Raw genomic sequence first — 25,508 nt, 5'->3', positions numbered from 1 at the left:
ATGATTTTTTGTAGTCGAGTGGCAACAGCGGGCGCAGCCGCTTCACCGCGGGGCCGGAACCGGCATGTCAGGGAAGCGCCGGGCAGGCCCCGGGCTTGGCCGGCAGCCCGCCGCCGGCGATGAGGGCGGCTAGCTGTGCCCGGTCGCCGTCAGCGGTCGGCTGGATGTTGAGCGGTTCTGTTGCCGGCCACCAGTCGCCGGCCGCCCAATAGGCCCAGCCGATCCAGACTGCACGCTCCTTGCCGACCAGCGCCGTCATGCGGGCCAGTCCGTCTAGGCACGTCTTGTCCGCCGAGCCGCCGAATTCTCCGAGGAAACCGCGTTTGTTGTTGCGCTTCAACCAGTCGGTGAAGCGCTCCAGCGCGGCGACAGCGTCGTCCGCCCGCGTGCAGGTATCCGCCTTGCCGGAAAAATCGGCGTCGAGATACTGGTGGACCTCGTAGACGTGGTTGTCGGCGGGGTCCTTGATGTCGAGCATGACGGTGCCGTTGGCGCCGCCCTCGCGCTCCTCTTCCCAGCTGTGCGCGCCCGTCCAGATCGTGCCGGGCACGAGGACGAGGTTTTTTGCGCCCGTCTCGCGGATCGCGGCGATCGCGGCATTGGCGGAGGTGAGCCATTGCGTGGCGGGCACGTCGTGCGGTTCGTTCATCAGGCCGAACTGCACGCCGCCGTCGTTCTTGTAGTCCTCGGCGAGCCGACGCCAGAAATCGGCGAAGGCGCTGTCCGGCAGGTCCGGCGAGCCGATCTGCTTGTCGCCGTAATAGGCATAGTTGTGCGGATCGAGGATGACGGTCATGCCGGCGCCGCGCAATGCCTTGACGGTGTCGGCGAGCCGCTTGCGCTCCGCCTTGTCGAAGCCGCGGTTCAATCGCGGCTGCAGCCGTTCCCACTTGAAGGGAAGGCGCACGGCGTTGAAGCCCTTGCCGGCAAAATAGGCGATCGTTTCGGCAGAGGGATAGGTATAGTCCTTGCCGAACGTGCCGCGCCCCTCGCCGAATTCGGCACCGGCGAGATTCACGCCGCTGAGGCAGGCTGCGCTCGCCTGAACGGGAAGCATCACGGCCATTGCAGCCGCCAGCAGTCGAAAGCGCGCTGCCGCGCCGGATAGGGATTGCACGCCTGCCTCCGTTCCGGCCGGGTGCCGGTTCGTTCCTGGGGTCTTGCACCCCGCCTATGAGAGCCGATCAAGACGCGCACGATCTTAAGGCGGTGTTAAGGCGGCTCGCCTTTTCGCGAAATGGATTAAGAGAATGCCACCGTCGTGCTGCCGTCAGCCGCACGCGGGCGGAGCGGTGATTCCACTTGGCCGTAAAATGCTCTAGAGGCGGGGACGCCGCCGGTGGACCGGCAGGCCTCGACAACAGGTTCTTTCCATGCCCGCTCCCGCGACGTCCGCTACTCTGTCCTCCGGCAATCGCCATCCACTGCGTGTTCTCCTGTCGCTCGTCAGCGACGAAAAGGGTCGCGTGGTGCGGGCTGTCGCCTCGTCGGTGATCAACAAGATCTTCGACGTCATGCCGGAAATCCTGATCGGCATCGCGCTCGACGTGGTGGTGCGCGGGAAGGATTCCTTCGTCGCCAAGGTCGGCATCACCGATCCCGTACACCAGCTCGCCCTGCTCGGCATCGCCACCTTCCTCATCTGGTTCGGCGAATCGCTGTTCGAATATTTCTATCAGATCCTCTGGCGGGGGCTGGCGCAGGACGTGCAGCATCGCCTCCGCATCCTCTGTTATGACCATGCCCAGCATCTGCCGACGAGCTTCTACGAGGAGAACCGTTCCGGCGATCTCGTCGCCGTCTTGAACGACGACATCAACCAGCTGGAACGCTTCCTCGACCGCGGGGCGAACGAGCTGATCCAGACCTTCGCCGCCGTCCTGCTCGTCGGCGCGGTGTTCTTCATCGTCAGCCCGCTGATCGCGGTCATCGCGTTTACGCCGGTGCCGGCGATCATCGCCGGGGCCTTCTGGTTCCAGCGCCGCGCGCAGGCGCGCTACGATGCGGTTCGGGCGCGGGCTGGCGGGCTCGGCGCGCGGCTCACCACCAACCTGCAGGGCCTGCAGACCATCCGCGCCTTCGGTGCCGAGGCGCGCGAGACGGCGACGCTGACGGCGGAAAGCCGTGGCTATGTCGAGGCGAACCGCGCGGCGATTCGCGTCTCCTCCGCCTTCATTCCGATCATCCGCATGGCGATCCTGTCCGGCTTCCTCGCCACCTTCCTGATCGGCGGCTGGCTGACGCTGAACGGCGAGATGCAGGTCGGCGCCTATGGCCTGCTCGTTTTCCTCACCCAGCGTCTGCTCTGGCCGATGACCGGCCTTGCCGAGATCGCCGACCTCTACGAGCGCGCCATGGCCTCGACGCGGCGCATCCTGCGCCTGCTCGACGAGCCGCGCGGCGAACCGCACGGGACGCACGAGGCAAAGGTCTCCGGCCGCTTCGAGATCGACGGTGTCGGCTTCCGCTATGCGACGAGCCCCGGCGGCGTCACGGACATCAACCTCGCCATCAAGGCGGGCGAGACAGTCGCCCTCGTCGGCCCGACGGGCAGCGGCAAGTCGACCCTTATCAAGCTCCTCGGCCTTTTCATCCGCCCGCAAAGGGGGCGCATTTCCCTTGATGGCGTGCCGCTCGCCGACTGGTCCGGCGAATGTCTTCGCACGAGCATGGCCTGGGTGCCGCAGGAGGTGACGCTGTTTTCCGGGTCGATCGCCGACAATATCGCCTACGGCCGGCCGGAGGCGAGCCGCGAAGAGGTGGAAGCCGCGGCGCGCATGGCGGAGGCCGACAACTTCATCCGCGACCTGCCGGAGGGTTACGAAAGCCAGATCGGCGAATACGGCCAGAAACTTTCGGGCGGCCAGCGTCAGCGCATCGCGCTCGCCCGTGCGCTGCTGATCGATCCGGCGATCCTCATCCTCGACGAGGCGACGAGCGCCGTCGACAACGAGACGGAAGCGGCGATCCAGCGCTCGCTCACCAGGATGAAGGGCAAGCGCACGGTGATCCTCGTCGCGCACCGGCTGAGCACGGTGGTACATGCGGATGCGATCCACGTCATGGAAGCCGGGCGGGTCATCCAGTCGGGCGCGCACGACGAGCTTGTGGAACGGCCGGGGCTCTATCGCACGCTATGGAACATCCAGACGGGGCATGCGGAGATGAACGAGACGGCATAAGCGCCCCGTATCCGCCTGCCGGCACCTTCTCCCCGCTTGCGAGGAGACGGTCGCGGCAACAGGATGAGGGGCCGCCTTGCGTCCCTCAGTGCGCCTCGTCCCAGTTGGTCGCCGCACGGGCGTCCACCTTCAGCGGCACCTTCATCGCAAGCGCCGGCATGGAAGCGTTCTCCATCACATCGACGATGATCGGGATCGCCTTTTCCACTTCGCTGTCCTCGACCTCGAAGATCAGTTCGTCATGCACCTGCAGCAACATGCGGGCGGAGAGGCCGGCGGCGGAAAGTGCCGGCTCCATCTTGATCATGGCGCGGCGGATGATGTCGGCGGCAGAACCCTGGATCGGCGCGTTGATCGAGGCGCGTTCGTTGAAGGCGCGCACGGAGGGATTGGACGACTTGATCTCCGGGTAATGCGCGCGGCGGCCAAAGATGGTTTCGACATAGCCGTTCTCGCGGGCGAAGGCCTTGGTCTGGTCCATGTAGTCCTTGATGCCCGGGAAGCGCTCGAAATACTTCTTGATATAGTCGCCGGCCTCCGAGCGCTCGATGGAGAGCTGGTTGGCAAGGCCGAAGGCCGAGATGCCGTAGATGATGCCGAAATTGATCGCCTTCGCACGGCGGCGGACTTCGGACGGCATGCCTTCGACCGGCACGCCGAACATCTCGGAGGCCGTCATCGCGTGGATGTCGACGCCGTCGGCAAAAGCCTGCTTCAGCTGCGGGATGTCGGCGACATGGGCGAGCACGCGCAGCTCGATCTGGCTGTAGTCGGCCGAGACCAGCTTGTGGCCGGGGGTCGAGATGAAAGCCGTTCGGATCTTGCGGCCTTCCGCGGTGCGCACCGGAATGTTCTGCAGGTTCGGATCGGAGGAGGAGAGGCGGCCGGTCGTCGTCGCGGCCAGCGCATAGGACGTGTGCACGCGCTTCGTCTCGGGATGGACGAAGCCGGGCAGGGCGTCCGTATAGGTCGATTTCAGCTTGGTCAGCTGGCGCCAGTCGACGATCTTGCGCGGCAGCGGAATACCCTGTGCGGCAAGGTCTTCGAGCACCTGCGCGGACGTCGACCACTGGCCGGTCTTCGTCTTGGAGGCGCCGGACAGGCCCATCTTGCCGAACAGGATGTCGCCGAGCTGTTTCGGCGAGCCGATGTTGAAACGTTCGCCGGCAAGCTCGTAGATCTCTTCTTCAAGGGCGGCAGCGCCCTGTGCGAGCTCCCCGGAAAGGCGGGACAGCACCTGGCGGTCGATGGTGATGCCGCGCTCTTCCATGCGCGCCAGCACGGGCACCAGCGGGCGCTCCAGCCGCTCGTAGACGGTGGTCATGCGCTCGCTCGCAAGGCGCGGCTTCAGCACGTGCCAGAGGCGCAGCGTCACGTCGGCATCCTCGGCGGCATAGGTCGTGGCGCGGGAAATATCGACCATGTCGAAGGTCTGGGCGCCCTTGCCGGAGCCGGCGACGTCCTTGTAGGCGATCGGCTTGTGGCCGAGCCAGCGTTCGGAAAGCGTGTCCATGCCGTGCGTGGTGGTGCCCGCATCGAGCGCATAGGACATCAGCATCGTGTCGTCGAAGCCCTTCACGGTGATGCCGTGCCGGCGCATGACGAGATAGTCGTATTTGAGGTTCTGCGCGACCTTCAGGACGGACGGATCCTCCAGCAGGCCCTTCAGGCGCTCCAGCGCCGGGCGGATCGGGATCTGCCCCTCGGCAAGCCCGCCGCCGAGCAGGTCGCCGACGCCGGTCTTGTGGTTGAGCGGCACATAGCAGGCGCGGATGGCGGTGCCGGCCGGATCCTTGGCATTGTCGGCGATCGCCAGGGAGAAGCCGCAGAGTTCGGCCTGCATGGCGTCGAGCGAGGTCGTCTCCGTGTCGAAACCGACGAGACCGGTCTCTCGTGCGGCGGCGATCCAGCGGTCCAGCGTTTCGAGGTCCCGGACGGTCTCGTAGCCGGCATGGTCGATGGGTACGGCAACAAAGCGCTCGGCGCGTGCCCTTGCGAGCGCGGCGGGCGTATCGCCGTCCGCAGCCGCGGCAGGCGGCGGCGCTGCGGCAGCTGTTTCCGTGCCGGCAGGGGCTGTCGCGCTGTCGCCCTTGTCGAGGTCCGGGCCGCGCGCCTCGGTGCCCCCTTCGACCGGCACGTCCGCCGGTTCGATGGCGCCGGCATCGCAATCGCAGGCTTCGGCGACGCGGCGTGTCAGCGTGGTGAACTCCATCGCCTTCAGGAAGGCGATCAGCCGCGGCCCGTCCTGCGGGTGCAGGATCAGGTCGTCGAGGGGCGTATCGAGCGGTGTGTCCGTCTTCAGCGTAACGAGCTGGCGGGAGAGCAGCACGAGGTCACGATTGGCGATGATGTTCTCGCGGCGTTTGGCCTGCTTGATCTCCTCGGCGCGGGCGAGCAGCGTATCGAGGTCGCCATATTCGTCGAGAAGCTGCGCGGCTGTCTTCGGGCCGATGCCGGGCACGCCGGGCACGTTGTCGGTCGAATCGCCGGTCAGCGACTGGAGGTCGATCATCTTCTCCGGCGGCACGCCCCATTTCTCGATGACTTCGGGAATGGAGATCTGCTTGTCCTTCATGCCGTCGTACATCGAGACGTTCTCGGTCACGAGCTGCATCAGGTCCTTGTCGGAAGAGACGATCGTGACGCCGGCGCCGTCGGCTTCGGCAAGGCGGGCATAGGTGGCGATCAGGTCGTCGGCCTCGAAACCTTCCTTCTCGATGCAGGGCAGGTTGAAGGCGCGTGTCGCATGGCGGATCAGGCCGAACTGCGGGATCAGGTCTTCCGGTGGTGCCGACCGGTTCGCCTTGTACTGGTCGTAGAGTTCGTTGCGGAAGGTCTTCGAGGAATAGTCGAAGATGACCGCGAAATGGGTCGGCGTCACGCCCACGTCGGTGTTGCGCGCATCCTTCAAGAGCTTCCACAGCATGTTGCAGAAACCCGAGACGGCATTGACCGGCAGCCCGTCCGATTTGCGGTTGAGCGGCGGGATGGCGTGGAAGGCACGGAAGATGAAACCCGAGCCGTCGACGAGGAAGAGATGATCACCTTTTTTCATGGGGTGAATGGATAGCGCGGGCGGCTTTCCGCGTCCATCTTTCATTGTGGGAAAACGGGCGCTCCCGGGGCGTGGAAAGCCTCACACGAACGTTACCAATTTGTAATTTTCCGGGCCTCCTGAATCCCTTGAAAAGTCACATTCGAACCCACAGATATTGGTCATCGGCACCTGATCAAAGCCGTTGTCTGGCACCCGGCCTGTCCCCCGCCGCGCCAGACAAAGGACAAAGGCCTCATCCCCCTCTCCGGGCCTTTGTCCATCATTCGAAGAAGCCGCCGCGACAAGCCTCCTGTCGTCGGTGGCTTCTCGTTTTGGGGCAGATGGATCGCCTGCGATCCATAGTTGTCTTCCCCCTGAAAGCGGCATACCTTCCCGCCATGGAATTTGACCGGAAGGAGTCGGCAGCATACCTCGCCAATCTCCTGGCGAAGGCGGCGTCCCGCGCCCTTCAGGTGCGGGCGGACGGGGCTGGTTTTGCGCCCGGTCAGTTCCCGGTCCTCCTGGAGCTTTGGAGCGGCGACGGTCTCACCCAGCGCGAACTGCTCGACCGGCTCGACATCGAGCAGGCGACCATGGCCAACACGCTTGCCCGCATGCAGCGCGACGGGCTCATCTCCCGCCGGCGTCACCCGAAGGACAAGCGGGCCCAGCTCGTCTTCCTGACGAACCGTGGCAAGGCGCTGCGCGAAACCGCGATGGCGGCGGCCTCGGCCACCGAGGACACGCTGTTCCAGGGGTTCCGGCGTTTCGAGCGGGAGCTGCTTCTGGAATATATGCGCCTGGTGCTTGCCAATCTCGGCCGCGATCCGCGCATCTGATCGTCATACGATTTGCCCTGACCGAGCCGATCGGTCTAATGTCGCGCCGAAATTCATTTGATTTGCCGCATGTTGCATCGCAAGAGCGCGACCGCATCATGTTCTAGGGGTTCATCCATGACCAATATCCTGCCCGTCCTCGATCGTGCCAGCGCCGGCATTCCGGCCAGCCTCGAACGCCTGTTCGAACTGGTGCGCATCAAGTCCATCTCGACCGATCCGGCCTTCAAGGCGGAGTGCCGCCGGGCGGCCGAGTGGCTGGTCACGGAGCTGCGTTCGCTCGGCTTCGACGCGACGGTGCGCGACACGCCCGGCCACCCCATGGTCGTCGCCCATCACGATGGCGCAAAACCCGATGCGCCGCATGTCCTGTTCTACGGTCACTACGACGTCCAGCCGGTCGATCCGCTGAACCTGTGGGACCATGATCCCTTCGAGCCGGCGGTGCGCGATGCGGGCGAGGGCCGGCGCGTCATCACCGGTCGCGGCACCTCCGACGACAAGGGTCAGCTCCTGACCTTCGTGGAAGCCTGCCGCGCCTACAAGGAAACGACGGGCGCGCTGCCCTGCCGCGTCACCATCCTTTTCGAAGGCGAGGAGGAGTCGGGTTCGCCCTCGCTGAAGCCCTTCCTCGAGGCCAATGCCGCCGAGCTGACGGCCGATTTCGCCCTCGTCTGCGATACCAGCATGTGGGACGCCGACACGCCGGCGATCTCCGCAGGCCTGCGCGGCCTCGTCGGCGAGGAGATCGTCATCAAGGCGGCTGACCGGGATCTGCATTCCGGCTATTTCGGCGGCGCTGCGGCAAACCCGATCCACATCCTGTCGGACATCCTCGCCGGCCTGCACGACGACACCGGCCGCGTGACGCTCGACGGCTTCTACGACGGCGTGGAGGAGACGCCGACCCAGATCAAGGCGGCATGGGAAACGCTCGGAAAGACGGCTGAGAGCTTCCTTGGCGAGATCGGTCTGTCGATCCCTTCGGGCGAAAAGGGCCGCTCGGTGCTCGAACTCACCTGGGCGCGCCCGACCGCCGAGGTCAACGGCATCACCGGCGGCTATACGGGCGAAGGCTTCAAGACGGTGATCGCCGCCGAAGCCTCGGCAAAGGTCTCCTTCCGCCTCGTCGGCAAGCAGGATCCGGCGAAGATCCGCGACGCGTTCCGCGCCTACGTGCGGGCACGGGTGCCGGCCGATTGCTCGGTGACGTTCCACGCCCATGGCGGTTCGCCGGCCATCCAGCTCCCTTACGATTCCGCGCTGCTCGGCAAGGCGAAGAGCGCACTGTCGGACGAATGGCCAAAGCCCGCCGTGGTCATCGGCATGGGTGGCTCCATCCCGATCGTCGGCGATTTCCAGAAGATGCTCGGCATGGAATCCCTGCTCGTCGGCTTCGCGCTGTCGGACGACCGCATCCATTCGCCGAACGAGAAATACGAGCTGCGCTCCTTCGAAAAGGGCATCCGCTCGTGGGTGCGCATTCTTTCGGCGCTCGCAGCGCGCTGACGCAGATGTGATGAGATGGGAGGCCAGCATTAACCGGACGGAACGGAAATGCTGGTTTCTTCAAAAAACAAGGGCCGCGCGCGGACAGGCGACGACGGCCCGGACATGGGGAAGGGTGAGGATGGCATCAGGAAAGATTGCGAGAAACCCTCGCTGCTCAGGCTATGGCGCGCCGGGAGCAGAGGGGGAGGCAGGATGAAGCGGCTGAAAAAGTTCTTCTGGCCGCTCGTCAGCACAGCCGCGATCATCCTGTCGATCTACATCCTCTACAAGGACCTGCGGGGCCTGTCGCTCGACGAGTTCATGGCGAGCCTCCATGCCATTCCGGTCTCCGGCTGGCTGCTCGCCTGCGGCGCGACCCTGCTCGCCTATGCGGCGCTTGCCGCCTATGACCATCTGGCGCTCGAACACCTTGGTCACCGCATCTCGCTGTGGTTCATCACCATCACCTCCTTCACCACCTATGCGCTGTCGCACAATATCGGCGCTTCGGTGTTTTCAGGCGCGCTGGTGCGCTATCGCGCCTATACGTCGAAGGGGTTGACCGGATCGGAGGTGGGCGTTCTCGTCGCCTTCTGCTCCTTCACCTTCGCGCTCGGCACGGTCATGCTGTTCGGCCTGGTGCTGGTGCTGGAACCGGAAATCGTCGAGCGCTTCTCCCATCTTCTGCCGATCGAGGCGGCGTTTTCGACGGGGATCTTCATTCTTGCGCTGGTCGCGCTCTACGTGGTCGGCAGTCTCGTCGGCTTCCGGCCGATCGATACCCGCTGGCTGAAGCTGGAATATCCAAAACCCTCGCTGGTCTTCCGCCAGCTCTTCATCGCGCCGATCGAACTCATCGGCGCGGCGGCGATCATCTACTTCGTGCTGCCGGAGGCGGGCAATCCGGGCTTCTTCGTTGTGCTCGGCATCTTCCTCGCCTCCTTCTCGGTCGCGCTGCTGTCGCATGCGCCGGGCGGCATCGGCGTCCTGGAGCTCGTCTTCATCGCCGGCCTGCCGGATATGGATCCGGCGGCGGTGCTGGCGGCGCTTGCCGTCTTCCGGCTGTTCTACCTAATCATCCCCTTCATCATGGCGTTGGTGGTCATTCTCATCTTCGAACGGCAGCGGTTTCTCAGCCGGCTGAGCAACGGCGAGGATTGAGGCGATGGAGAAGTTTGGTTCATCTTGCATTCAGTCGAATTGTTTCATGCTGTCATCCGTCTTGATCACTGTAAAACAGTGACTATCCAAGGGAGACCGACATGAAGACAACGATCAAGGGCGGCATTGCCGCTGCCATGGCCGTCGCCATGTTCGCCACGACATTCGTATCCGCACCGGCCTTCGCCATGCCGATGCCGAAGGTCGGCGCTTCTCAGGCGAGCGATGTGCAGGACGTGCAGTGGCGTCGTGAACGCCACGAGCGTCGCGGCTGGTATGGCGGCCATCGCGGCTATCGCTATGAACGCCGCGGCTATCGCCGCCACTCGGACGGCTGGTGGTATCCGCTGGCAGCCTTCGGCGCCGGCGCCATTATCGGCGGTGCGATCGCCAATGACGGCTATTCGCAGCCGCGCTACGAGGGCATCAACCCGCGTCACACCGAATGGTGCTATGCGCGCTATCGCTCGTATCGCGACTATGACAACACGTTCCAGCCCAACTATGGCGGCCGCCGCCAGTGCTATTCGCCCTATTATTGAGCAAGGCGCGGCCGTCTGAGTGGTTCCGCGCCGGAAACGGCGCGGCAAACCGGCGCATTTTTCCGGGCGGCCGATCGGCCGCCCGATCTTTCTCTCAAATCCCCCTCAAACTGTCGCCCGCGCGTTCACCGCTTCTTAACGACCCCTTAAATCGCCGCATTTAAGGTCCACCGGACGGCGATATTTTTAAGGGTGTATCCAACCGCTTATGGCAGCCAACCGCAAATCCCAGCGCATCGAACCGTCCTTTCAGGGATCGGGAGGCCGCCACGACGACGATTTCCACGTCGACGCAGGGGATCGCGTGGCGGGCGGGCGCAAGGGACGCGGCAAGCCGGCGAAGGCCGAGCGACCGCGGCGCGGTTCCGGCCGGCGCCGCCAGTCGTCCGGTGGCGGTTTCTTCGGCCTGTTCCGGCGGCTCTTCTACTGGTGCGTCGTGCTCGGCATCTGGGGCGCCATCGGCGTCGGCGGTCTCGTGCTCTATTACGGTGCGCGCATGCCGAGCGCCACGAGCTGGTCGATCCCCGACCGGCCGCCGAACATCAAGATCCTCGCCGTCAGCGGCGATGCCATCGCCAACCGCGGCCTCACCGGCGGCGAGGCGCTGTCGCTCGAAAACATGTCGCCCTATATCCCGCAGGCGGTCATCGCCATCGAGGACCGGCGCTTCTATTCGCATTTCGGCGTCGATCCGCTCGGCCTCGCCCGTGCGATGATCACCAACATCACGACCGGCCGCATGGTGCAGGGCGGCTCGACGCTGACCCAGCAGCTTGCGAAAAACATGTTCCTCTCGCCGGAGCGCACGCTGGAGCGAAAAGTGCAGGAAGTGCTGCTCGCCTTCTGGCTGGAGCACAGGTATTCCAAGGACCAGATCCTTGCGATGTATCTCAACCGTGTGTTCTTCGGCTCGAATTCCTATGGGGTCGAGGCTGCATCGCGGCGCTATTTCAACAAGTCGGCGCGCGACGTGAATCTCGGCGAGGCCGCGCTTCTGGCCGGCCTCCTGAAAGCGCCGTCCCGCCTTTCGCCGGCGCGCGATCCGGAAGCCGCCGAAGCCCGCGCCCAGGTCGTCCTCGGCGCGATGCGCGAGGAAGGGTTCGTCACCGACACCGAAATCACGACGGCGATGTCCCAGACGCCGGCCCGGGCGAAGAGCTACTGGTCCGGCGCGCAGCACTATGCCGCCGACATGGTCATGGCCCAGCTGCCGGGCATGATCGGCGACATCAAGGAAGACCTCGTCATCGACACGACGATCGACCTCGATCTCGAAAAGAAGGCCGACGAGGCGATCACCGCGCTCCTCGACAAGGACGGCGAAAAATCGAACGCCTCGCAGGCCGCGCTCGTCTCGATCGACGGCACGGGCGCCATCCGCGCGCTCGTCGGCGGGCGCGATTATGCCGAAAGCCAGTTCGACCGTGCCTCCAAGGCCAAGCGCCAGCCGGGCTCGGCCTTCAAGCCCTTCGTCTATGCTGCCGCCCTTGAGGCCGGCCGCTCGCCGCTCTCCGTGCGCAACGACGCGCCGGTCAGGATCGGCAAATGGACGCCGGAAAACTACGACCAGAAATACCGTGGCGAGGTGACGCTTTCCTCCGCGCTCGCCCAGTCGCTGAACACGATTGCGGCCCAATTGGTCATGGAAGTCGGCCCGGACGAGGTGATCAAACTCGCCCGAAGGCTCGGCATCGAATCGGAGCTGCAATCGAACGCCTCGATCGCGCTCGGCACCTCGGAGGTGACGCTGGTGGAGCTGACCGCCGCCTATGCGCCCTTCATGAACGGCGGCTACAAGGCGACGCCGCACATCATCCGCCGCATTTCGACGGCCGACGGCAAGGTGCTCTACGAAAACACCTACGACAACCCGCCGCGCGTGCTGGAGCAGAATATCGTCTCGATGATGAACGGCATGATGATGCGCGTCATCACCGAGGGCACCGGCAAGAACGCCCGCATTCCCGGCTGGTCGGCCGCCGGCAAATCCGGCACGACGCAATCCTTCCGCGACGCGCTCTTCGTCGGCTACACGAGCAACCTCACGACCGGCGTCTGGTTCGGCAATGACGACGGCAAGTCGATGAAGAAGGTGACGGGTGGCGGGCTTCCGGCAAAGGCCTGGAGCCAGTTCATGACCGCCGCCCATGAGGGCCTGTCGCCCTCGCCGCTGTTCGGAACCGCCGGCGGCGGAGAGCCTGTCGTAGACGGAACCGAGCCGGCGCCGGAAGGCGACCAGCTCTTCGACATCATCTCCCGCACGCTCGGCAACGAACCCGCCCGCGACGGGCAGGCGGTGGCGAACGAACAGACCGGTGCCGTTCCGCTCGACGACGGCTTTACGCCGCCCGCCGACGTCGGCCAGCAGGGACAGACCGGCACGCGCCGGACAACCCTCCTCGACGTGCTTCTGGGCGGCTGACGGCCGCCCGTTCATCCAAAGGCGATGGTGACGTTTGACGGCTCGACCGGATGATCTATCCAGACCCGGATACGCGTTTTCATGGATGGCGTCTGCGCAATGGCGTATTGAGGCTCGTTCGCGTCGAACAGAATGAGCTGTTGGTTGGGGGTGTTCAGAATGGAGTCAGAATCCGGCTCTCTTGCCTCCGCAACCTCGGAGTAGGGTCCGAGGGTCACATGAGTGTCTCCATCGCTCCAATAATAGGCTGGAATGTTGACACAGTCATTAGAAACAAAGATTCCCTGCCTGTCCATATGAACTGGAATGTCTACATTCTGACGGCCTGCGACGTAGAAGCTTACATATTCCGGGGCGATCGATAGATGTTGAACGGCCATAGTGTCAAAATCTCCTCTTCGATAAAAGTCCGCCCTGTGAATTGCTGCACCACCAACAGTGTGGATAAATCCTGCTTGGCTTGCCAACTGATTTTGGTACCTGATGGTCACCGATAAAATGGCCGCGAGGTGTTCCCGAAGTCTTTCTACCACACCAATGGCATCCATAGGTTCGACCGATGCGATCAATCTCGGACTGCTCCGTCCGGTTAAATCGTCTATTTGTTTCTGGTGCAACAACCCACTCTTTTGCATAGGGGCCAAGCCCAGTTTGTGGTAGCTTCGCCTGGAGCGCGCGGAGCATCGCTTCCTGCGTTGTCGCTTCTAACCCCTCAACCGTCTCGTAGATTTGCGGGGTTGGTTTCCAGTTCGGTTCACGCCTATGAACGGCGCGTAGCGCCTCTTGCATGCGACTTGTACTGATCGCCAGCCGCGCCTCCTGCGCAGGCGTGACAGCCTGCCACCTGCCGAGGATACGGACTTGCCCTCCGCTGCGAGGTCCGCGGCGGCTGACGAGGATCGGCCGGTTGCCGGAACCCTCGTCGACCCATTGCCCGCCGTCGGGATTGCCTGCGGGGACGCGCGGCTGGTCGGCGCGAAAGCCGGCCTTCAATTGGAGGGATAGAGCCAGCGCGCGGATTTCGACTAATATCGCCGCATGTCGGTAGCTCGATTGTAAAAAGGCTGGTTCGGTCGGGTCCGTCGAGATCATTTGCCACACAATCCGCTCGCGGTTCAGTCGAACAAGTGTGGGCGAGGTGGCGGCGACGGGGATGAATTGACCCCGGGAAAAATTTCACGATGCGTTCAAGTGAAGGGAAATATTATATATTTCCTTCGGCCATTCTCTCTTCGGCATCTCCGTTTGTACCGGAGGCTCTACATTTCCGGGCCGGGAGATACTATCTCTCCAGTAGCCGCCAAAAACCGCGATCCGTTGCTTGAAACACCTGAGAGGATTGTGGTTGATTGCGGGTTGCGACGAAGATACACCAAGCCCATCGGACGCGCTGATTTTGCGAGCTTTGCGGCCCGGCAATGTCTTGCAGTCGTCTGGAGGGCTCCTTATATACGCCGCAAGGCAGGGCTGAGGCCCGTGCTTTCGAGAAGACCATACCATTAGGGGCTGCCAAAAGAACGCCTGAATGGGTTCCGGCAGTTCGCTTCAAGGAGAGAATGACATGGCTAAAGTAATCGGTATCGACCTCGGGACGACCAATTCCTGCGTCGCCGTCATGGATGGCAAGGACGCGAAGGTCATTGAGAATGCCGAAGGCGCGCGCACGACGCCTTCCATGGTTGCCTTCACCGAAGACGGTGAGCGGCTGACCGGCCAGCCGGCCAAGCGCCAGGCGGTCACCAACCCGGAAAACACCCTGTTCGCCGTCAAGCGCCTCATCGGCCGCCGCTACGACGACAAGCTCGTCGAGAAGGACAAGGGTCTCGTTCCCTACAAGATCGTCAAGGGCGACAACGGCGATGCCTGGGTCGATGCCCGCGGCAAGGGCTATTCCCCTTCGCAGATCTCCGCAATGATCCTTCAGAAGATGAAGGAAACCGCCGAATCCTATCTCGGCGAGACCATCACCCAGGCCGTCATCACGGTTCCCGCCTACTTCAACGACGCGCAGCGCCAGGCGACCAAGGACGCCGGCAGGATCGCGGGTCTTGAAGTGCTGCGCATCATCAACGAGCCGACCGCAGCCGCGCTCGCCTACGGCCTCGACAAGAAGGACGGCAAGACCATCGCCGTCTACGACCTTGGCGGCGGCACGTTCGACATCTCGGTCCTGGAAATCGGCGACGGCGTCTTCGAAGTGAAGTCGACCAACGGCGACACCTTCCTCGGTGGTGAAGACTTCGACATGCGTCTCGTCGAATATCTCGCAGCCGAGTTCAAGAAGGACCAGGGCATCGACCTGAAGAACGACAAGCTCGCTCTGCAGCGCCTCAAGGAAGCTGCCGAAAAGGCAAAGATCGAGCTCTCGTCCTCGCAGCAGACCGAAATCAACCTGCCGTTCATCACGGCGGACGCCTCCGGTCCGAAGCACCTGACGATGAAGCTGTCGCGTGCCAAGTTCGAAAGCCTGGTCGACGATCTCGTCCAGCGCACCGTCGCACCGTGCAAGGCAGCCCTCAAGGATGCCGGCGTCACGGCGGCCGAGATCGACGAAGTCGTTCTCGTCGGCGGCATGAGCCGCATGCCGAAGGTGCAGGAAGTCGTCAAGCAGCTGTTCGGCAAGGAGCCGCACAAGGGTGTCAACCCGGATGAAGTGGTCGCCATGGGCGCCGCCATCCAGGCCGGCGTTCTGCAGGGCGACGTCAAGGACGTCCTGCTCCTCGACGTGACCCCGCTCTCGCTGGGCATCGAAACGCTGGGCGGCGTCTTCACCCGTCTGATCGACCGCAACACGACGATCCCGACGAAGAAGTCGCAGACCTTCTCGACCGCCGAGGACAACCAGTCGGCCGTGACCATTCGCGTCTCGCAGGGCGAGCGTGAAATGGCTGCGGACAACAAGCTGCTCGGCCAGTTCGACCTCGTCGGCATTCCCCCGGCACCCCGCGGTATGCCGCAGATCGAAGTCACCTTCGACATCGACGCAAACGGCATCGTGCAGGTTTCGGCCAAGGACAAGGGCACCGGCAAGGAGCACCAGATCCGCATCCAGGCCTCCGGTGGCCTCTCCGACGCCGACATCGAGAAGATGGTCAAGGACGCCGAAGCCAATGCCGAGGCCGACAAGAAGCGCCGTGAGGGCGTCGAGGCGAAGAACCAGGCCGAAAGCCTGATCCATTCGTCGGAAAAGTCCCTCAAGGAATATGGCGACAAGGTCACGGAAGCCGATCGCAAGGCCATCGAGGACGCGATCGCCTCGCTGAAGACCGCCGTCGAAGCCTCCGAGCCCGACGCGGACGACATCAAGGCGAAGACCAACACGCTCATGGAAGTCTCCATGAAGCTCGGTCAGGCGATCTACGAGGCTCAGCAGGCTGAAGAGAATGCATCCTCGGGTGAGGCCGGCGACAATGTCGTCGATGCCGACTACGAGGAAGTCAAGGACGAGGACGACCGTAAGAAGTCGGCCTAATTCTCCTGAAAAGCCGGCCGCCCAGGCGGCCGGTGCAACGGATAGCAAGAAGGCGGAAGTCAGCGCGAAGGGAACAAGGCCAAGATGATCACTCCCGTTGCAAGCGGTGACGATGTCATGGTCTTTTCTTCGCACCGGCTTCCGCCTCTTTGCGTGCGTGCTTTGCAAACGCAGGCTAAGGCAAGCTTCCAGGTCCATAACAAGAAGACCGTTCCCACGAAACGGACGTGAACCCGAATGGCAAAAGCTGATTTTTACGAGACGCTGGGTGTCTCCAAGACCGCCGACGAGAAGGAGCTGAAGAGCGCCTTCCGCAAGATGGCGATGAAGTACCACCCCGACAAGAATCCGGGTGATGCCTCCGCCGAACAGACGTTCAAGAACGTCAACGAAGCCTATGAGACGCTGAAGGACCCGCAGAAGCGGGCGGCCTATGATCGCTATGGCCACGCGGCCTTCGAGCAGGGCGGCATGGGCGGTGGCGGCGGCTTCCAGGGCGGTGGCTTCTCGGACATCTTCGAGGACATCTTTGGCGAGATGATGGGCGGCGGGCGCCAGCGGCGCTCTGCCAGTGGGCGTGAACGCGGCGGCGATCTTCGCTACAACATGGAGATCTCGCTGGAAGAGGCCTATGCCGGCAAGACGGCGCAGATCCGTGTGCCGACGTCGATCACCTGCGACGTCTGTACCGGTACGGGCGCAAAACCCGGCACCAGCCCGAAGACCTGTGCCACCTGCCAGGGCTCCGGCCGTGTGCGCGCCGCGCAGGGCTTCTTCTCGATCGAACGCACCTGCCCGACCTGCCACGGCCGCGGCCAGACGATCAGCGATCCCTGCACCAAGTGCCACGGCCATGGCCGCGTCACGGAAGAGCGTTCGCTCTCCGTCAACATTCCGGCCGGCATCGAGGACGGCACGCGCATCCGGCTCTCGGGCGAGGGTGAAGCAGGCGTGCGCGGCGGGCCGGCGGGCGATCTTTATATTTTCCTGTCGGTCAAGCCGCACGAGTTCTACCAGCGCGACGGGGCGGACCTTTACTGCACCGTGCCGATCTCGATGACGACGGCAGCGCTCGGCGGCACCTTCGACGTGGCGACGCTCGACGGCACCAAGTCGCGCGTCTCGGTGCCCGAGGGCACCCAGGCCGGCCGCCAGTTCCGCCTCAAGGGCAAGGGCATGCCGGTGCTGCGTTCCACGCAGGTCGGCGATCTCTACATCCAGATCCAGATCGAGACGCCGCAAAAGCTGACCAAGCGCCAGCGCGAGCTGCTGAAGGAGTTCGAGGAGATTTCCTCGAAGGACAACAACCCGGAATCCGCGGGCTTTTTCGCGCGGATGAAGGAGTTTTTCGAGGGCTGATCGCCGCGTTCTCGCGCGCTGCTTCGGTCGGCGTTTGATGGACAATGGAAGCCGGGGCGGAAACGCCCCGGCTTTTTTCATGCGGCGCGCAGGATGAAGGCGGCAAAGCGCTTCTGCACGAAGGGTGAGACGACGAAGACCATGGCGAACACCATGATCGGCGTGATCACGGCGGTGCGCTGCCAGATCGTCCAGCCCTCGGTGAGGGGCAGCACGATGTAGAGCAGGATGGTGATCAGCGGGTAGACGGGCAACAGCAGGGCGAGCACCAGGTGCGGTTTGGACAGCCGGAGGGCCGGAGAATCGTCGGTCATGGGAGCAACCTTTATAAAACGGAACGTTTCGTTTATATAGAAACGAAACGTTCCGTTCAAGTGTCGCCCATGCTAGAAACGGCAAAAATGGAAGATCGGATGTCAGAGGCAGAGACCAGACCCGCCCGCCGTTCAATCGGTGCCACGCGCAATCCGGCAAGCGAGGAGGCGATCCTGGCTGCGGCGGAGGCGGTACTCGTGGAAAACGGGCTCTCCGGCTTCTCCATCGAGGCCGTGGCGCGGCGCGCACGCGCCGGCAAGCCGACGATCTATCGCTGGTGGCCTTCGCAGGCTGCGCTTCTGCTGGATGTCTATCATCGTCGCAAGCGGGCGAACTTCACCTTCCCGGACACAGGCAACGTTCGCGACGACCTGCGGGCCCATCTTTCTGGCCTGCTGACGACATGGCGCGAGGGCACGGGCGGCGAGGTGTTCCGCTGCGTCGTGGCAAAGGCACAGGGCGAGCCCGATGCGCTCGCCGCCCTTTCGGCCTATATGCGCGATCGCCGCCGCCAGAGCAGCCGGATCATCGAGATGGCGCAGGCGCGCGGCGAGGTGCGCCCGGACGCCAGCCCCGAGCTCGTCACCGAACTTCTGTCGAGCTTCGCCTGGGGTCGGCTTCTGACCGAACGGCTCGATGTCTCCGAGGCGGAAATCGACGCCGTGATCGAGACGGTGCTGGCCGGCATCGCCATGAAGCCGGCCGGCTGATGGCCTAGCCTTCCGCCCGCAGCAGCGTCAGCCGGCCATCGGTGTCGATCTTCGTCGTGACGCCCTCGTAGCTCTGCAGCGTCGGATGGCCGGTCTCGATCGGATGATGGTGCGTCGCCGTCATCACCAAGACATGGGCGCCGGCGCCCTCGCCGGCCAGAATGCCCGCCGGCACGTCCTCGAAGACCAGGCAATCGGCCGGATCGAAGCCGAGACGCTCGGCGCCGAGCCGGTAGCCGTCCGGTGCCGGCTTGCCGCGGGTCACGTCGTCGGCCGTCACGATGACTGTCGGCAGGGGGATGCCCGCGGCGGCGAGGCGGCGATGGGCGAGTGCCACCGGCGCCGAGGTGACGATGCCCCAGCGGCCGGCTGGGAGGGCGGAGAGGAAGGCGATCGCGCCCGGGATCGGCAGCACGCCCTCGATATCCTCCATCTCCTCGCGTTCGACCTCCTTGGCCTCGGCAATGGGATCGACGCCCGGCAGACCGAGCCGGGTGATCGTATCGATGCCGCGCACGCCATGCATGGTCGGCAGGAAGGTGGCGACGTCCAGCCCGTGCTTCAGCGCCCAGCGTGTCCAGACGCGTTCGGTGGCCGGAATGGAGTTGATGATCGTGCCGTCCATGTCGAAGAGGAAGGCGGAAAACGAACGGTCGAAGACGGGAAGGGAAGAGGACAAGGCAAGGACCTGCGGGCTGGGAGGGGAGGATGCGAAGCGCGGCGGGATGTCCTGGCTTACCTGCTCCCGGCCATGCAGGCAACCGGCTTGAACTGCTGGATTTTCCGCACGGCCCTGTCCGGTGGAGCGCTGTCCCTGGCACGGGTTCCGCTCGCTGTTCTCGCCGTTGCGGCTTGCGTGGCGCCAGGCGCCTGCCCATCTTTCTGTTGTTGCCCGATTTATGCGCCGCAGGGTGATTCCCCTTGGCGGCAAAATGCTCTAGCTCTCACCCCATGCCGCACAAGGTTTCCCTTTCCCGCCTCAAGCTCACGGATTTCCGCAACTATGCGGGCCTGTCGCTGCCGCTCGACGGGCGGCACGTCGTGCTGACAGGACAGAACGGCGCGGGCAAGACCAATCTGATGGAAGCCGTATCCCTGCTTTCGCCGGGCCGGGGCCTGCGCCGCGCGCCCTATGGCGATGTCGTGCGCGCCAGCGCCAGCGGCGGCTTCACGATCTTCGCCACGCTCGACGGCATGATGGGCGAGGTCGATATCGGCACCGGCACGGAGGGGGGCGACGAGGGCCAGGCGCGAAAACTCCGACTGAACGGCACGCCTGCCCGCACCGTCGATGAACTGCTGGACCACCTGCGTGTCGTCTGGCTGACACCGTCCATGGACGGCCTTTTCACCGGTCCTTCCGCCGATCGTCGTCGCTTCCTCGACCGGCTGGTGCTGTCGCTCGATCCCGAACACGGCCGCCGGGCAGCGGATTTCGAGAAGGCGATGCGCGGTCGCAACCGGCTGCTCTCCGAACCGCGGCCGGATCCTGCCTGGCTGACGGCGCTGGAAAAGCAGATGGCCGGGCTCGGCATCGCCATGGCGCATGCCCGCCACGAACTCGTCGGCCTCATCTCCGGCCTCGTGGAGGCGGCGCGCGACGATGGACCGTTCCCGTCGGCGAGCATGCGTCTCTCCGGCTTCCTTGACGGAGAATGGCAGCGCCCGGCCTATGAGATCGAGGACATCTATCTCGGCATGCTGCAGGATGGCCGCTATAGGGACGCCGCCGCCGGCCGCACGCTGGACGGCCCGCACCGCGGCGATCTCCTGATCCGCCACCGCGAAAAGGACATGGAGGCCGAACGCTGCTCGACGGGCGAGCAGAAGGCGCTGCTCGTCGGCCTCATCCTCGCCCATGCCGGCCTTGTCGGCGGCATGACCGGCCATGCACCGGTGCTGCTGCTCGACGAGATCGCCGCCCATCTCGACGAGGGCCGCCGGGCCGCGCTGTTCGACCGGGTCGATGCACTCGGAGGACAGGCCTTCATGACCGGTACCGACCGGTCGATGTTCGATGCGCTCGGCGATCGCGCGCAGTTCCTCACCGTCTCGCATGGAGGCATCGTGCCATGACCGATCCGCTCAGTCCCGAAGAGATCGACCGCTACCGGCGGCATATCGTGCTCGCAGAGATCGGCGGTGCGGGGCAGCAGAAGCTGAAGCAGGCGAATGTGCTGATCGTCGGCGCCGGCGGTCTCGGCGCGCCGGTCATCCAGTACCTTGCCGCTGCCGGCATCGGCCATATCGGCGTGCTGGACGATGACAGCGTCTCCCTCTCCAATCTCCAGCGCCAGGTGATCCACGACACCGCCGGGCTCGGCACGCCGAAGATCGCGAGCGCCGAAGCCGCCGTTGCCCGTCTCAACCCGCACGTGACCTTCACCGGCATCGCCGAGCGGCTGACGGCCGACACGGCCGCACGTCTCCTCGCCGGCTACGACCTCCTCGTCGACGGTTCCGACAATTTCGACACGCGTTATGCCTCCGCCGATGCCGCGGAGATTGCGCGCATTCCGCTCGTCACCGGCGCTGTCGGCCGCTTCGACGGCTCGGTCACCGTGCTCAAGCCCTACGAGGCCGGGCCGGACGGCATGCTCAATCCCGGCTACCGCGATCTCTTCCCCACGGCCCCTCCGCCGGGTGTCGTGCCGGCCTGCGCCGAAGCCGGTATCGTCGGTGCGCTGACGGGTGTCGTCGGCACGTTGATGGCGATGGAGGTGATCAAGCTCGTCACGGACGCCGGTGATCCGCTGGTCGGGCGGTTGTTGCTCTATGACGGGTTGGCTGCGCGCTTCGAGACGTTGAAATACAAGCGTCGCAAGGGCGGGCAATGACGGAAGTCCGCTCGATTGGACCGGATTTCGACGGCTGGGACGCGCTGTTATCGCTGATCCTCTCGGCTTTCGCCTTCATGGACGGTCTCATAGACCCGCCATCCTCCGCCCATCGGCTGACACCCGACGCACTTGCCAAGAAGGCGCGGGAGGAAATCGGGCTTCTCGCCGTGGAGGGGGAAATGCTGCTCGGCTGCATGTTCCTGAAGCCGGAGGAAGAAAGCCTCTATATCGGCAAGCTCGCTGTCCTGCCGTCCTTTCAGGGACGCGGCGTGGGGCGGTCTCTCCTGGAGCACGCCGAGGCGCTGGCGCGGAAAAAGGGCCTGGCGACGCTCCGGCTCGAAACGCGGGTCGAACTGGCCGCCAACCATGCCCTTTTTGCCCGGTGGGGCTTCGTCAGGACAGCCGAGAAATCTCATCCTGGCTTCGCGCGCCCCACCTCGATCGAAATGCGCAAGACGCTGGTCTGATCACACCCGGCTCGGCAGCACACGGTCCGGCGGCCGATGGCCGTCGAAGAAGGTGCGGATGTTGATGACGACCTTCTCGCCCATGTCGACGCGGCCTTCGAGCGTTGCCGAACTCATGTGTGGCAGCAGCACGACCTTGCCCTCGGCGGCGAGCTTCAGCAGCTTCGGGTTGACCGACGGCTCGTTCTCGAAGACGTCGAGGCCGGCGCCGGCGATCTTGCCGTCGCGCAGGCACTTGATCAGCGCCGTCTCGTCGATGATGCCACCGCGCGCCGTGTTGACGATGTAGCTCGTCGGTTGCATCAGCTCGAGCCTTCGGGCCGACAGCAGGTGATAGGTCGCCGGCGTCGAGGGGCAGTTGACCGAAACGATGTCGACGCGCGCCAGCATCTGATCGAGGCTGTCCCAATAGGTCGCTTCCAGCGCGTCCTCCGTGTCCGGGCGCACGCGGTGGCGGTTGTGGTAGTGGATGGAGAGGCCGAAGGCCTTGGCGCGGCGGGCGACGGCGGTGCCGATGCGGCCCATGCCGACAATGCCGAGGCGCTTGCCCCAGATGCGTCGGCCGAGCATCCAGGTCGGCGACCAGCCAGCCCATTCGCCCTTGCGGTCCGTCAGGATGCGTGCACCTTCCGCCAGCCGGCGCGGGGCGGCGAGGATCAGCGCCATCGTCATGTCGGCGGTGTCCTCGGTGAGAACGTTCGGCGTGTTGGTAACGGTGATGCCGCGCCGGGCCGCCGCCTCCACGTCGACATTGTCGACACCGTTGGAGAAACAGGCGATCAGTTTGAGCTGGGGGCCGGCCTGCTCGATGAGCGCGGCGTCGATCCGGTCCGTCAGCGTCGGCACCAGAACGTCGGCCGATTTGACGGCGGCGACGAGTTCGGGCTGGCTGCGCGGCGTGTCGTCGATGTTGAGTTCCGCGTCGAACAGCTCGCGCATCCGGGTCTCCACGACCTCGGGCAGGCGGCGGGTGATGTAGACCTTCGGTTTTTTCTTCTGGGTCATGGGCTGTTCCGGCGTCCTGTTGACGGGTCCTTAACCAAGTTGGGCAAGGATTGCTTCATCAGGGGCATTTTCTACCAGACCCGGTCGCGAAGACAATCCGCCGTCTTTGGCGTTCCCGCGATTTGCCACTTTGCGCCGGTCCGGCAGTATCATGCCCTCTCCAGTTTGTGCGGATCGTCCATGCGTAACCTTGTCCTGCGTCTCAGCCTTGCCGCCCTTGCGGGCATCCTCGTTTCCGTTGCCGGCGTCCAGTACGCCCATGCCCAGGCGGCCAAGGGGCCGAGCGGCCTGCCGCTGCCCCGCTTCGTCAGCCTCAAGGCGAAAAGCGTCAACCTGCGCGTCGGCCCCAGCGTCGACTATGCCGTCGCCTGGCGCTACCTCAAGTCCGGTGTGCCGGTCGAAATCATCCAGGAGTATGACAACTGGCGCCGTATCCGCGATGCGGATGGCACCGAGGGCTGGGTCAACCAGGCGCTCCTGTCAGGCGAGCGCACGGCCGTGACCGCGCCGTGGATGCGCGGCAAGGGCGAGGGCATCTTCGTCAACATGCGCCGCGACGCCATGTCGAACTCGTCGGTCATTGCGAAGATCCAGCCCGGCGTCGTCGTCAAGGTCGGCGAATGCAATGGCGACTGGTGCCGCGCGGAGGCGGATGGCACGGCCGGCTGGGTCTCGCAGAACGAAATCTGGGGTGCCTATCCCGGCGAGGCCTTCAAATAAGGCCGACCTTCCTGGCCTCCTCCGCCAGCGACAGCAGCGGGCGGGGGCCGACCTGCTGGATGACGAGGCCGGCGGCGAGGCTGCCGAGCCGGCCGCAATCGGCCAGCGACCGTCCGGCCGTATAGCCATAGAGGAAGCCGGCAGCATAGAGGTCGCCCGCGCCCGTCGTATCGACGACGCTGGGGATGCTGATCGCGTCCACATTGATGCGCTCGCCCTTCGACAGGATGACAGAGCCTTCCTCGCTCATCGTCACTGCCGCCAGCCGGCAATCCGCGGCGATGCGTGTCAGTGCCTCCTCGAAATCCTCGGTTTCATAGAGCGCCAGGGCTTCCGCCTTGTTGGCGAAGACGATGTCGATCGTGCCGGAGCGCATGAGGTCGAGGAATTCGCCGCGGTAGCGGTGCACGCAGAAACTGTCCGACAGCGTCATCGACATTTCACGGCCGCTCGCATGGGCGATGCGGGCGCAATCGCGGATCGCATCCTTGGCGCGCGGCGGATCCCAGAGATACCCTTCGAAATAGGTGACCTTGGCCTCGGCGACGACGCTTTCCTCCACATCCTCGGGGCCGAGCTCCACGCAGGCGCCGAGATAGGTGTTCATCGAGCGCTCGCCGTCGGGTGTGACGAAGATCATCGAGCGGGCGGTCGGCGGCGGGCCGGCCAGCGGCTTCGTCTCGAAATGCACGCCCTGGGCGCGGATATCGTGGATGAAGATCTCGCCGAGCTGGTCGTTCGCCACCTTGCCGAAATAGGCGGCCCTGCCACCGAAGCTGGCAACGCCAGAGGCGGTGTTGCCGGCGCTGCCGCCGGAGGCTTCGAGTGCGGGACCCATGCGGGAATAGAGCAGTTCCGCCCGTTCGGCGTCGATGAGGTTCATCGCGCCCTTGATGATGCCGTTGTCCGTGATGAAGTTCTCATCGCAGCGCGCGATGATGTCGACGATGGCATTGCCGACCGTCAGCACGTCGAATTTGGTCATGCGGGGTTCCCGTCTCCCTAAGCATGCCGCGCAAAAGTGCTCAGCGGTTTTGCGACGACGGCATGCGCCAAAACAAGTGGTAAGAGCCGGGGGTTGGTCTTAACGGATTTTCCGCAAGTTGGAAGAAAAAAAGCCGCCGCGCCGTCTCCGGCGGGCAGCTTCTTATGGTGCGGCGCATAAGCCTTTCGATCGGTGTGGATCGAAGGAAAGGCATTGTGCGCCCTTAAAAGGATCAGTCCTTGGCGCGTTCCACGTAGGAACCGTCTTCCGTCGCGATGACGACCCGCGTGCCGGCGGTGATGTGCGGCGGCACCAGCGTGCGAATGCCGTTCGACAGGATTGCCGGCTTGTAGGACGACGAGGCCGTCTGGCCCTTTACGACCGGTTCCGTCTCGGTGATCTCGAGCGTGACGTGGCGCGGCAGGTCGATGGCGATGGCAACGCCTTCATGTACCGACAGGATGACCGTCATGCCTTCCTGGAGATAGGCCTTGAGGTCGCCGATGTCCTCGTGGGACATGGTCAGCTGGTCGTAGCTTTCCGGATTCATGAAATGGTAGCCGTCGCCATCCTCATAGAGGAAGTTGTGCTCGCGGTCTTCCACGAAGGCACGCTCGACCTGTTCGGTCGTGCGGTAGCGTTCGGAAACCTTCACGCCGTCGGAGATGCGGCGCATGTCGACCTGGGTGACCGGCGTGCCCTTGCCCGGGTGGAAGTTCTGCGCCGTCAGCACGACATAGAGCTTGCCTTCGACCTCGAGGACATTGCCCTTGCGGACGGAAGAGGCGATGATCTTTACCATAAGTCTTCCTTGTAACTGGATGGATCGCGGCGTACAGGACCGCCGTGAGACGCCTTCCCCGAGTGCCGAAAATGTGTTTTCGGGGCCGCAACTATCCTATATTCCGGCAAAAGACCAGTCTGTCCGCCGGCAAGCGCGAAGAAACCTGCCACAGGAACG

The 25,508-nt window shown here is 64.4% G+C and carries 21 protein-coding genes; 13 read left to right on the top strand and 8 right to left on the bottom strand.

Features of this window, described 5'->3' with window-relative positions; all coding sequences use genetic code 11:
• Window positions 1–67 precede the first annotated feature (67 nt).
• Window positions 68–1,066: a glycoside hydrolase family 5 protein gene (locus tag AKG11_RS02375; protein WP_050742796.1), complete on the bottom strand. Its 999-nt coding sequence runs from the start codon at window positions 1,064–1,066 to the stop codon at window positions 68–70.
• A 307-nt stretch (window positions 1,067–1,373) separates the two neighbouring features.
• Here AKG11_RS02375 and AKG11_RS02370 point away from each other — a divergent pair, with 307 nt between their 5' ends.
• On the top strand, window positions 1,374–3,182 hold the full coding sequence (locus AKG11_RS02370; RefSeq protein ID WP_050742795.1) for an ABC transporter ATP-binding protein: 1,809 nt from the start codon (window positions 1,374–1,376) through the stop codon (window positions 3,180–3,182).
• An 85-nt stretch (window positions 3,183–3,267) separates the two neighbouring features.
• Here the strand turns inward: AKG11_RS02370 and polA are convergent, their stop codons facing one another.
• Window positions 3,268–6,237 carry a DNA polymerase I gene (gene polA / locus AKG11_RS02365; protein WP_050742794.1) on the bottom strand — a complete coding sequence of 990 codons (2,970 nt, stop codon included), beginning with the start codon at window positions 6,235–6,237 and terminating at the stop codon, window positions 3,268–3,270.
• 380 nt (window positions 6,238–6,617) lie between these two features.
• On the opposite strand from polA, the gene AKG11_RS02360 reads away from it, so the two are divergent.
• From AKG11_RS02360 to AKG11_RS02340, 5 genes are all read left to right on the top strand, one after another.
• Window positions 6,618–7,058, top strand: a complete 441-nt coding sequence (locus AKG11_RS02360; protein ID WP_023514972.1) for a MarR family winged helix-turn-helix transcriptional regulator — start codon at window positions 6,618–6,620, stop codon at window positions 7,056–7,058.
• A 117-nt stretch (window positions 7,059–7,175) separates the two neighbouring features.
• Window positions 7,176–8,567, top strand: coding sequence for a M20/M25/M40 family metallo-hydrolase (locus AKG11_RS02355; RefSeq protein WP_023514971.1), 1,392 nt, complete (start codon window positions 7,176–7,178; stop codon window positions 8,565–8,567).
• A gap of 195 nt (window positions 8,568–8,762) precedes the next feature.
• On the top strand, window positions 8,763–9,710 hold the full coding sequence (locus AKG11_RS02350) for a lysylphosphatidylglycerol synthase domain-containing protein (protein ID WP_050742793.1): 948 nt from the start codon (window positions 8,763–8,765) through the stop codon (window positions 9,708–9,710).
• A gap of 101 nt (window positions 9,711–9,811) precedes the next feature.
• Entirely contained in the window at window positions 9,812–10,252 is a 441-nt protein-coding gene (locus AKG11_RS02345) for a BA14K family protein (RefSeq protein WP_023517190.1), read from the top strand.
• Between the two features lie 208 nt (window positions 10,253–10,460).
• Complete coding sequence (locus tag AKG11_RS02340; RefSeq protein ID WP_050742792.1) at window positions 10,461–12,674, top strand: transglycosylase domain-containing protein; 2,214 nt, start codon at window positions 10,461–10,463, stop codon at window positions 12,672–12,674.
• Between the two features lie 11 nt (window positions 12,675–12,685).
• On the opposite strand, the gene AKG11_RS02335 is transcribed toward AKG11_RS02340, so the two are convergent.
• Window positions 12,686–13,243 (bottom strand): hypothetical protein, encoded by a 558-nt coding sequence (locus AKG11_RS02335; RefSeq protein ID WP_156334049.1) that lies wholly within the window; start codon window positions 13,241–13,243, stop codon window positions 12,686–12,688.
• A gap of 992 nt (window positions 13,244–14,235) precedes the next feature.
• Between AKG11_RS02335 and dnaK the strand changes: the two genes are divergently transcribed.
• Together dnaK and dnaJ are read left to right on the top strand one after the other, a co-directional pair.
• Window positions 14,236–16,146, top strand: a complete 1,911-nt coding sequence (dnaK, locus tag AKG11_RS02330) for a molecular chaperone DnaK (protein ID WP_050742790.1) — start codon at window positions 14,236–14,238, stop codon at window positions 16,144–16,146.
• Window positions 16,147–16,383: 237 nt separating this feature from the next.
• Entirely contained in the window at window positions 16,384–17,505 is a 1,122-nt protein-coding gene (gene dnaJ, locus AKG11_RS02325; protein WP_023514631.1) for a molecular chaperone DnaJ, read from the top strand.
• Window positions 17,506–17,582: 77 nt separating this feature from the next.
• Here dnaJ and AKG11_RS02320 read toward each other — a convergent pair whose 3' ends face one another.
• Window positions 17,583–17,819, bottom strand: coding sequence for a putative antibiotic biosynthesis monooxygenase (locus tag AKG11_RS02320; RefSeq protein WP_050742789.1), 237 nt, complete (start codon window positions 17,817–17,819; stop codon window positions 17,583–17,585).
• A 99-nt stretch (window positions 17,820–17,918) separates the two neighbouring features.
• On the opposite strand from AKG11_RS02320, the gene AKG11_RS02315 reads away from it, so the two are divergent.
• Window positions 17,919–18,530 carry a TetR/AcrR family transcriptional regulator gene (locus tag AKG11_RS02315; protein WP_050742788.1) on the top strand — a complete coding sequence of 204 codons (612 nt, stop codon included), beginning with the start codon at window positions 17,919–17,921 and terminating at the stop codon, window positions 18,528–18,530.
• Between the two features lie 4 nt (window positions 18,531–18,534).
• Here the strand turns inward: AKG11_RS02315 and AKG11_RS02310 are convergent, their stop codons facing one another.
• Window positions 18,535–19,209 carry an HAD-IA family hydrolase gene (locus AKG11_RS02310; RefSeq protein ID WP_256364414.1) on the bottom strand — a complete coding sequence of 225 codons (675 nt, stop codon included), beginning with the start codon at window positions 19,207–19,209 and terminating at the stop codon, window positions 18,535–18,537.
• Between the two features lie 272 nt (window positions 19,210–19,481).
• Here AKG11_RS02310 and recF point away from each other — a divergent pair, with 272 nt between their 5' ends.
• From recF to AKG11_RS02295, 3 genes are read left to right on the top strand one after another with little or no spacing between them, the layout of a single operon-like run.
• A complete protein-coding gene (gene recF, locus AKG11_RS02305; protein ID WP_050742787.1) occupies window positions 19,482–20,606 on the top strand; it encodes a DNA replication/repair protein RecF in 1,125 nt (374 codons plus the stop codon).
• On the top strand, window positions 20,603–21,367 hold the full coding sequence (locus AKG11_RS02300) for a molybdopterin-synthase adenylyltransferase MoeB (protein ID WP_050742786.1): 765 nt from the start codon (window positions 20,603–20,605) through the stop codon (window positions 21,365–21,367). The genes recF and AKG11_RS02300 overlap by 4 nt, the downstream gene beginning before the upstream one ends.
• Window positions 21,364–21,837, top strand: a complete 474-nt coding sequence (locus AKG11_RS02295; RefSeq protein ID WP_023514637.1) for a GNAT family N-acetyltransferase — start codon at window positions 21,364–21,366, stop codon at window positions 21,835–21,837. Before AKG11_RS02300 ends, AKG11_RS02295 begins: the two co-directional genes overlap by 4 nt.
• Here the strand turns inward: AKG11_RS02295 and AKG11_RS02290 are convergent, their stop codons facing one another.
• Entirely contained in the window at window positions 21,838–22,842 is a 1,005-nt protein-coding gene (locus AKG11_RS02290; RefSeq protein WP_050742785.1) for a 2-hydroxyacid dehydrogenase, read from the bottom strand. It abuts the gene before it with no gap.
• Between the two features lie 180 nt (window positions 22,843–23,022).
• Here AKG11_RS02290 and AKG11_RS02285 point away from each other — a divergent pair, with 180 nt between their 5' ends.
• Entirely contained in the window at window positions 23,023–23,562 is a 540-nt protein-coding gene (locus AKG11_RS02285) for an SH3 domain-containing protein (protein WP_023514639.1), read from the top strand.
• Here the strand turns inward: AKG11_RS02285 and AKG11_RS02280 are convergent.
• Together AKG11_RS02280 and efp are read right to left on the bottom strand one after the other, a co-directional pair.
• Complete coding sequence (locus AKG11_RS02280; RefSeq protein ID WP_023514640.1) at window positions 23,555–24,547, bottom strand: adenosine kinase; 993 nt, start codon at window positions 24,545–24,547, stop codon at window positions 23,555–23,557. The genes AKG11_RS02285 and AKG11_RS02280 overlap by 8 nt on opposite strands.
• A gap of 232 nt (window positions 24,548–24,779) precedes the next feature.
• Window positions 24,780–25,349 (bottom strand): elongation factor P, encoded by a 570-nt coding sequence (efp, locus tag AKG11_RS02275; RefSeq protein WP_024270973.1) that lies wholly within the window; start codon window positions 25,347–25,349, stop codon window positions 24,780–24,782.
• Window positions 25,350–25,508 lie beyond the last annotated feature (159 nt).

It is taken from the genome of Shinella sp. SUS2 (genome assembly GCF_001262505.1).
GTDB lineage: Bacteria > Pseudomonadota > Alphaproteobacteria > Rhizobiales > Rhizobiaceae > Shinella.
The sequence above is the reverse complement of the archived record's forward strand: the minus strand, read 5'-3'. Positions and strand labels throughout refer to the sequence as shown.

Coding starts and splice junctions, on each gene's coding strand:
- AKG11_RS02375 (WP_050742796.1), bottom strand. CDS start 1,066: ATGGCCGTGATGCTTCCCGTTCAGGCGAGCGCAGCCTGCCTCAGCGGC.
- AKG11_RS02370 (WP_050742795.1), top strand. CDS start 1,374: ATGCCCGCTCCCGCGACGTCCGCTACTCTGTCCTCCGGCAATCGCCAT.
- polA (WP_050742794.1), bottom strand. CDS start 6,237: ATGAAAAAAGGTGATCATCTCTTCCTCGTCGACGGCTCGGGTTTCATC.
- AKG11_RS02360 (WP_023514972.1), top strand. CDS start 6,618: ATGGAATTTGACCGGAAGGAGTCGGCAGCATACCTCGCCAATCTCCTG.
- AKG11_RS02355 (WP_023514971.1), top strand. CDS start 7,176: ATGACCAATATCCTGCCCGTCCTCGATCGTGCCAGCGCCGGCATTCCG.
- AKG11_RS02350 (WP_050742793.1), top strand. CDS start 8,763: ATGAAGCGGCTGAAAAAGTTCTTCTGGCCGCTCGTCAGCACAGCCGCG.
- AKG11_RS02345 (WP_023517190.1), top strand. CDS start 9,812: ATGAAGACAACGATCAAGGGCGGCATTGCCGCTGCCATGGCCGTCGCC.
- AKG11_RS02340 (WP_050742792.1), top strand. CDS start 10,461: ATGGCAGCCAACCGCAAATCCCAGCGCATCGAACCGTCCTTTCAGGGA.
- dnaK (WP_050742790.1), top strand. CDS start 14,236: ATGGCTAAAGTAATCGGTATCGACCTCGGGACGACCAATTCCTGCGTC.
- dnaJ (WP_023514631.1), top strand. CDS start 16,384: ATGGCAAAAGCTGATTTTTACGAGACGCTGGGTGTCTCCAAGACCGCC.
- AKG11_RS02320 (WP_050742789.1), bottom strand. CDS start 17,819: ATGACCGACGATTCTCCGGCCCTCCGGCTGTCCAAACCGCACCTGGTG.
- AKG11_RS02315 (WP_050742788.1), top strand. CDS start 17,919: ATGTCAGAGGCAGAGACCAGACCCGCCCGCCGTTCAATCGGTGCCACG.
- recF (WP_050742787.1), top strand. CDS start 19,482: ATGCCGCACAAGGTTTCCCTTTCCCGCCTCAAGCTCACGGATTTCCGC.
- AKG11_RS02300 (WP_050742786.1), top strand. CDS start 20,603: ATGACCGATCCGCTCAGTCCCGAAGAGATCGACCGCTACCGGCGGCAT.
- AKG11_RS02295 (WP_023514637.1), top strand. CDS start 21,364: ATGACGGAAGTCCGCTCGATTGGACCGGATTTCGACGGCTGGGACGCG.
- AKG11_RS02290 (WP_050742785.1), bottom strand. CDS start 22,842: ATGACCCAGAAGAAAAAACCGAAGGTCTACATCACCCGCCGCCTGCCC.
- AKG11_RS02285 (WP_023514639.1), top strand. CDS start 23,023: ATGCGTAACCTTGTCCTGCGTCTCAGCCTTGCCGCCCTTGCGGGCATC.
- AKG11_RS02280 (WP_023514640.1), bottom strand. CDS start 24,547: ATGACCAAATTCGACGTGCTGACGGTCGGCAATGCCATCGTCGACATC.
- efp (WP_024270973.1), bottom strand. CDS start 25,349: ATGGTAAAGATCATCGCCTCTTCCGTCCGCAAGGGCAATGTCCTCGAG.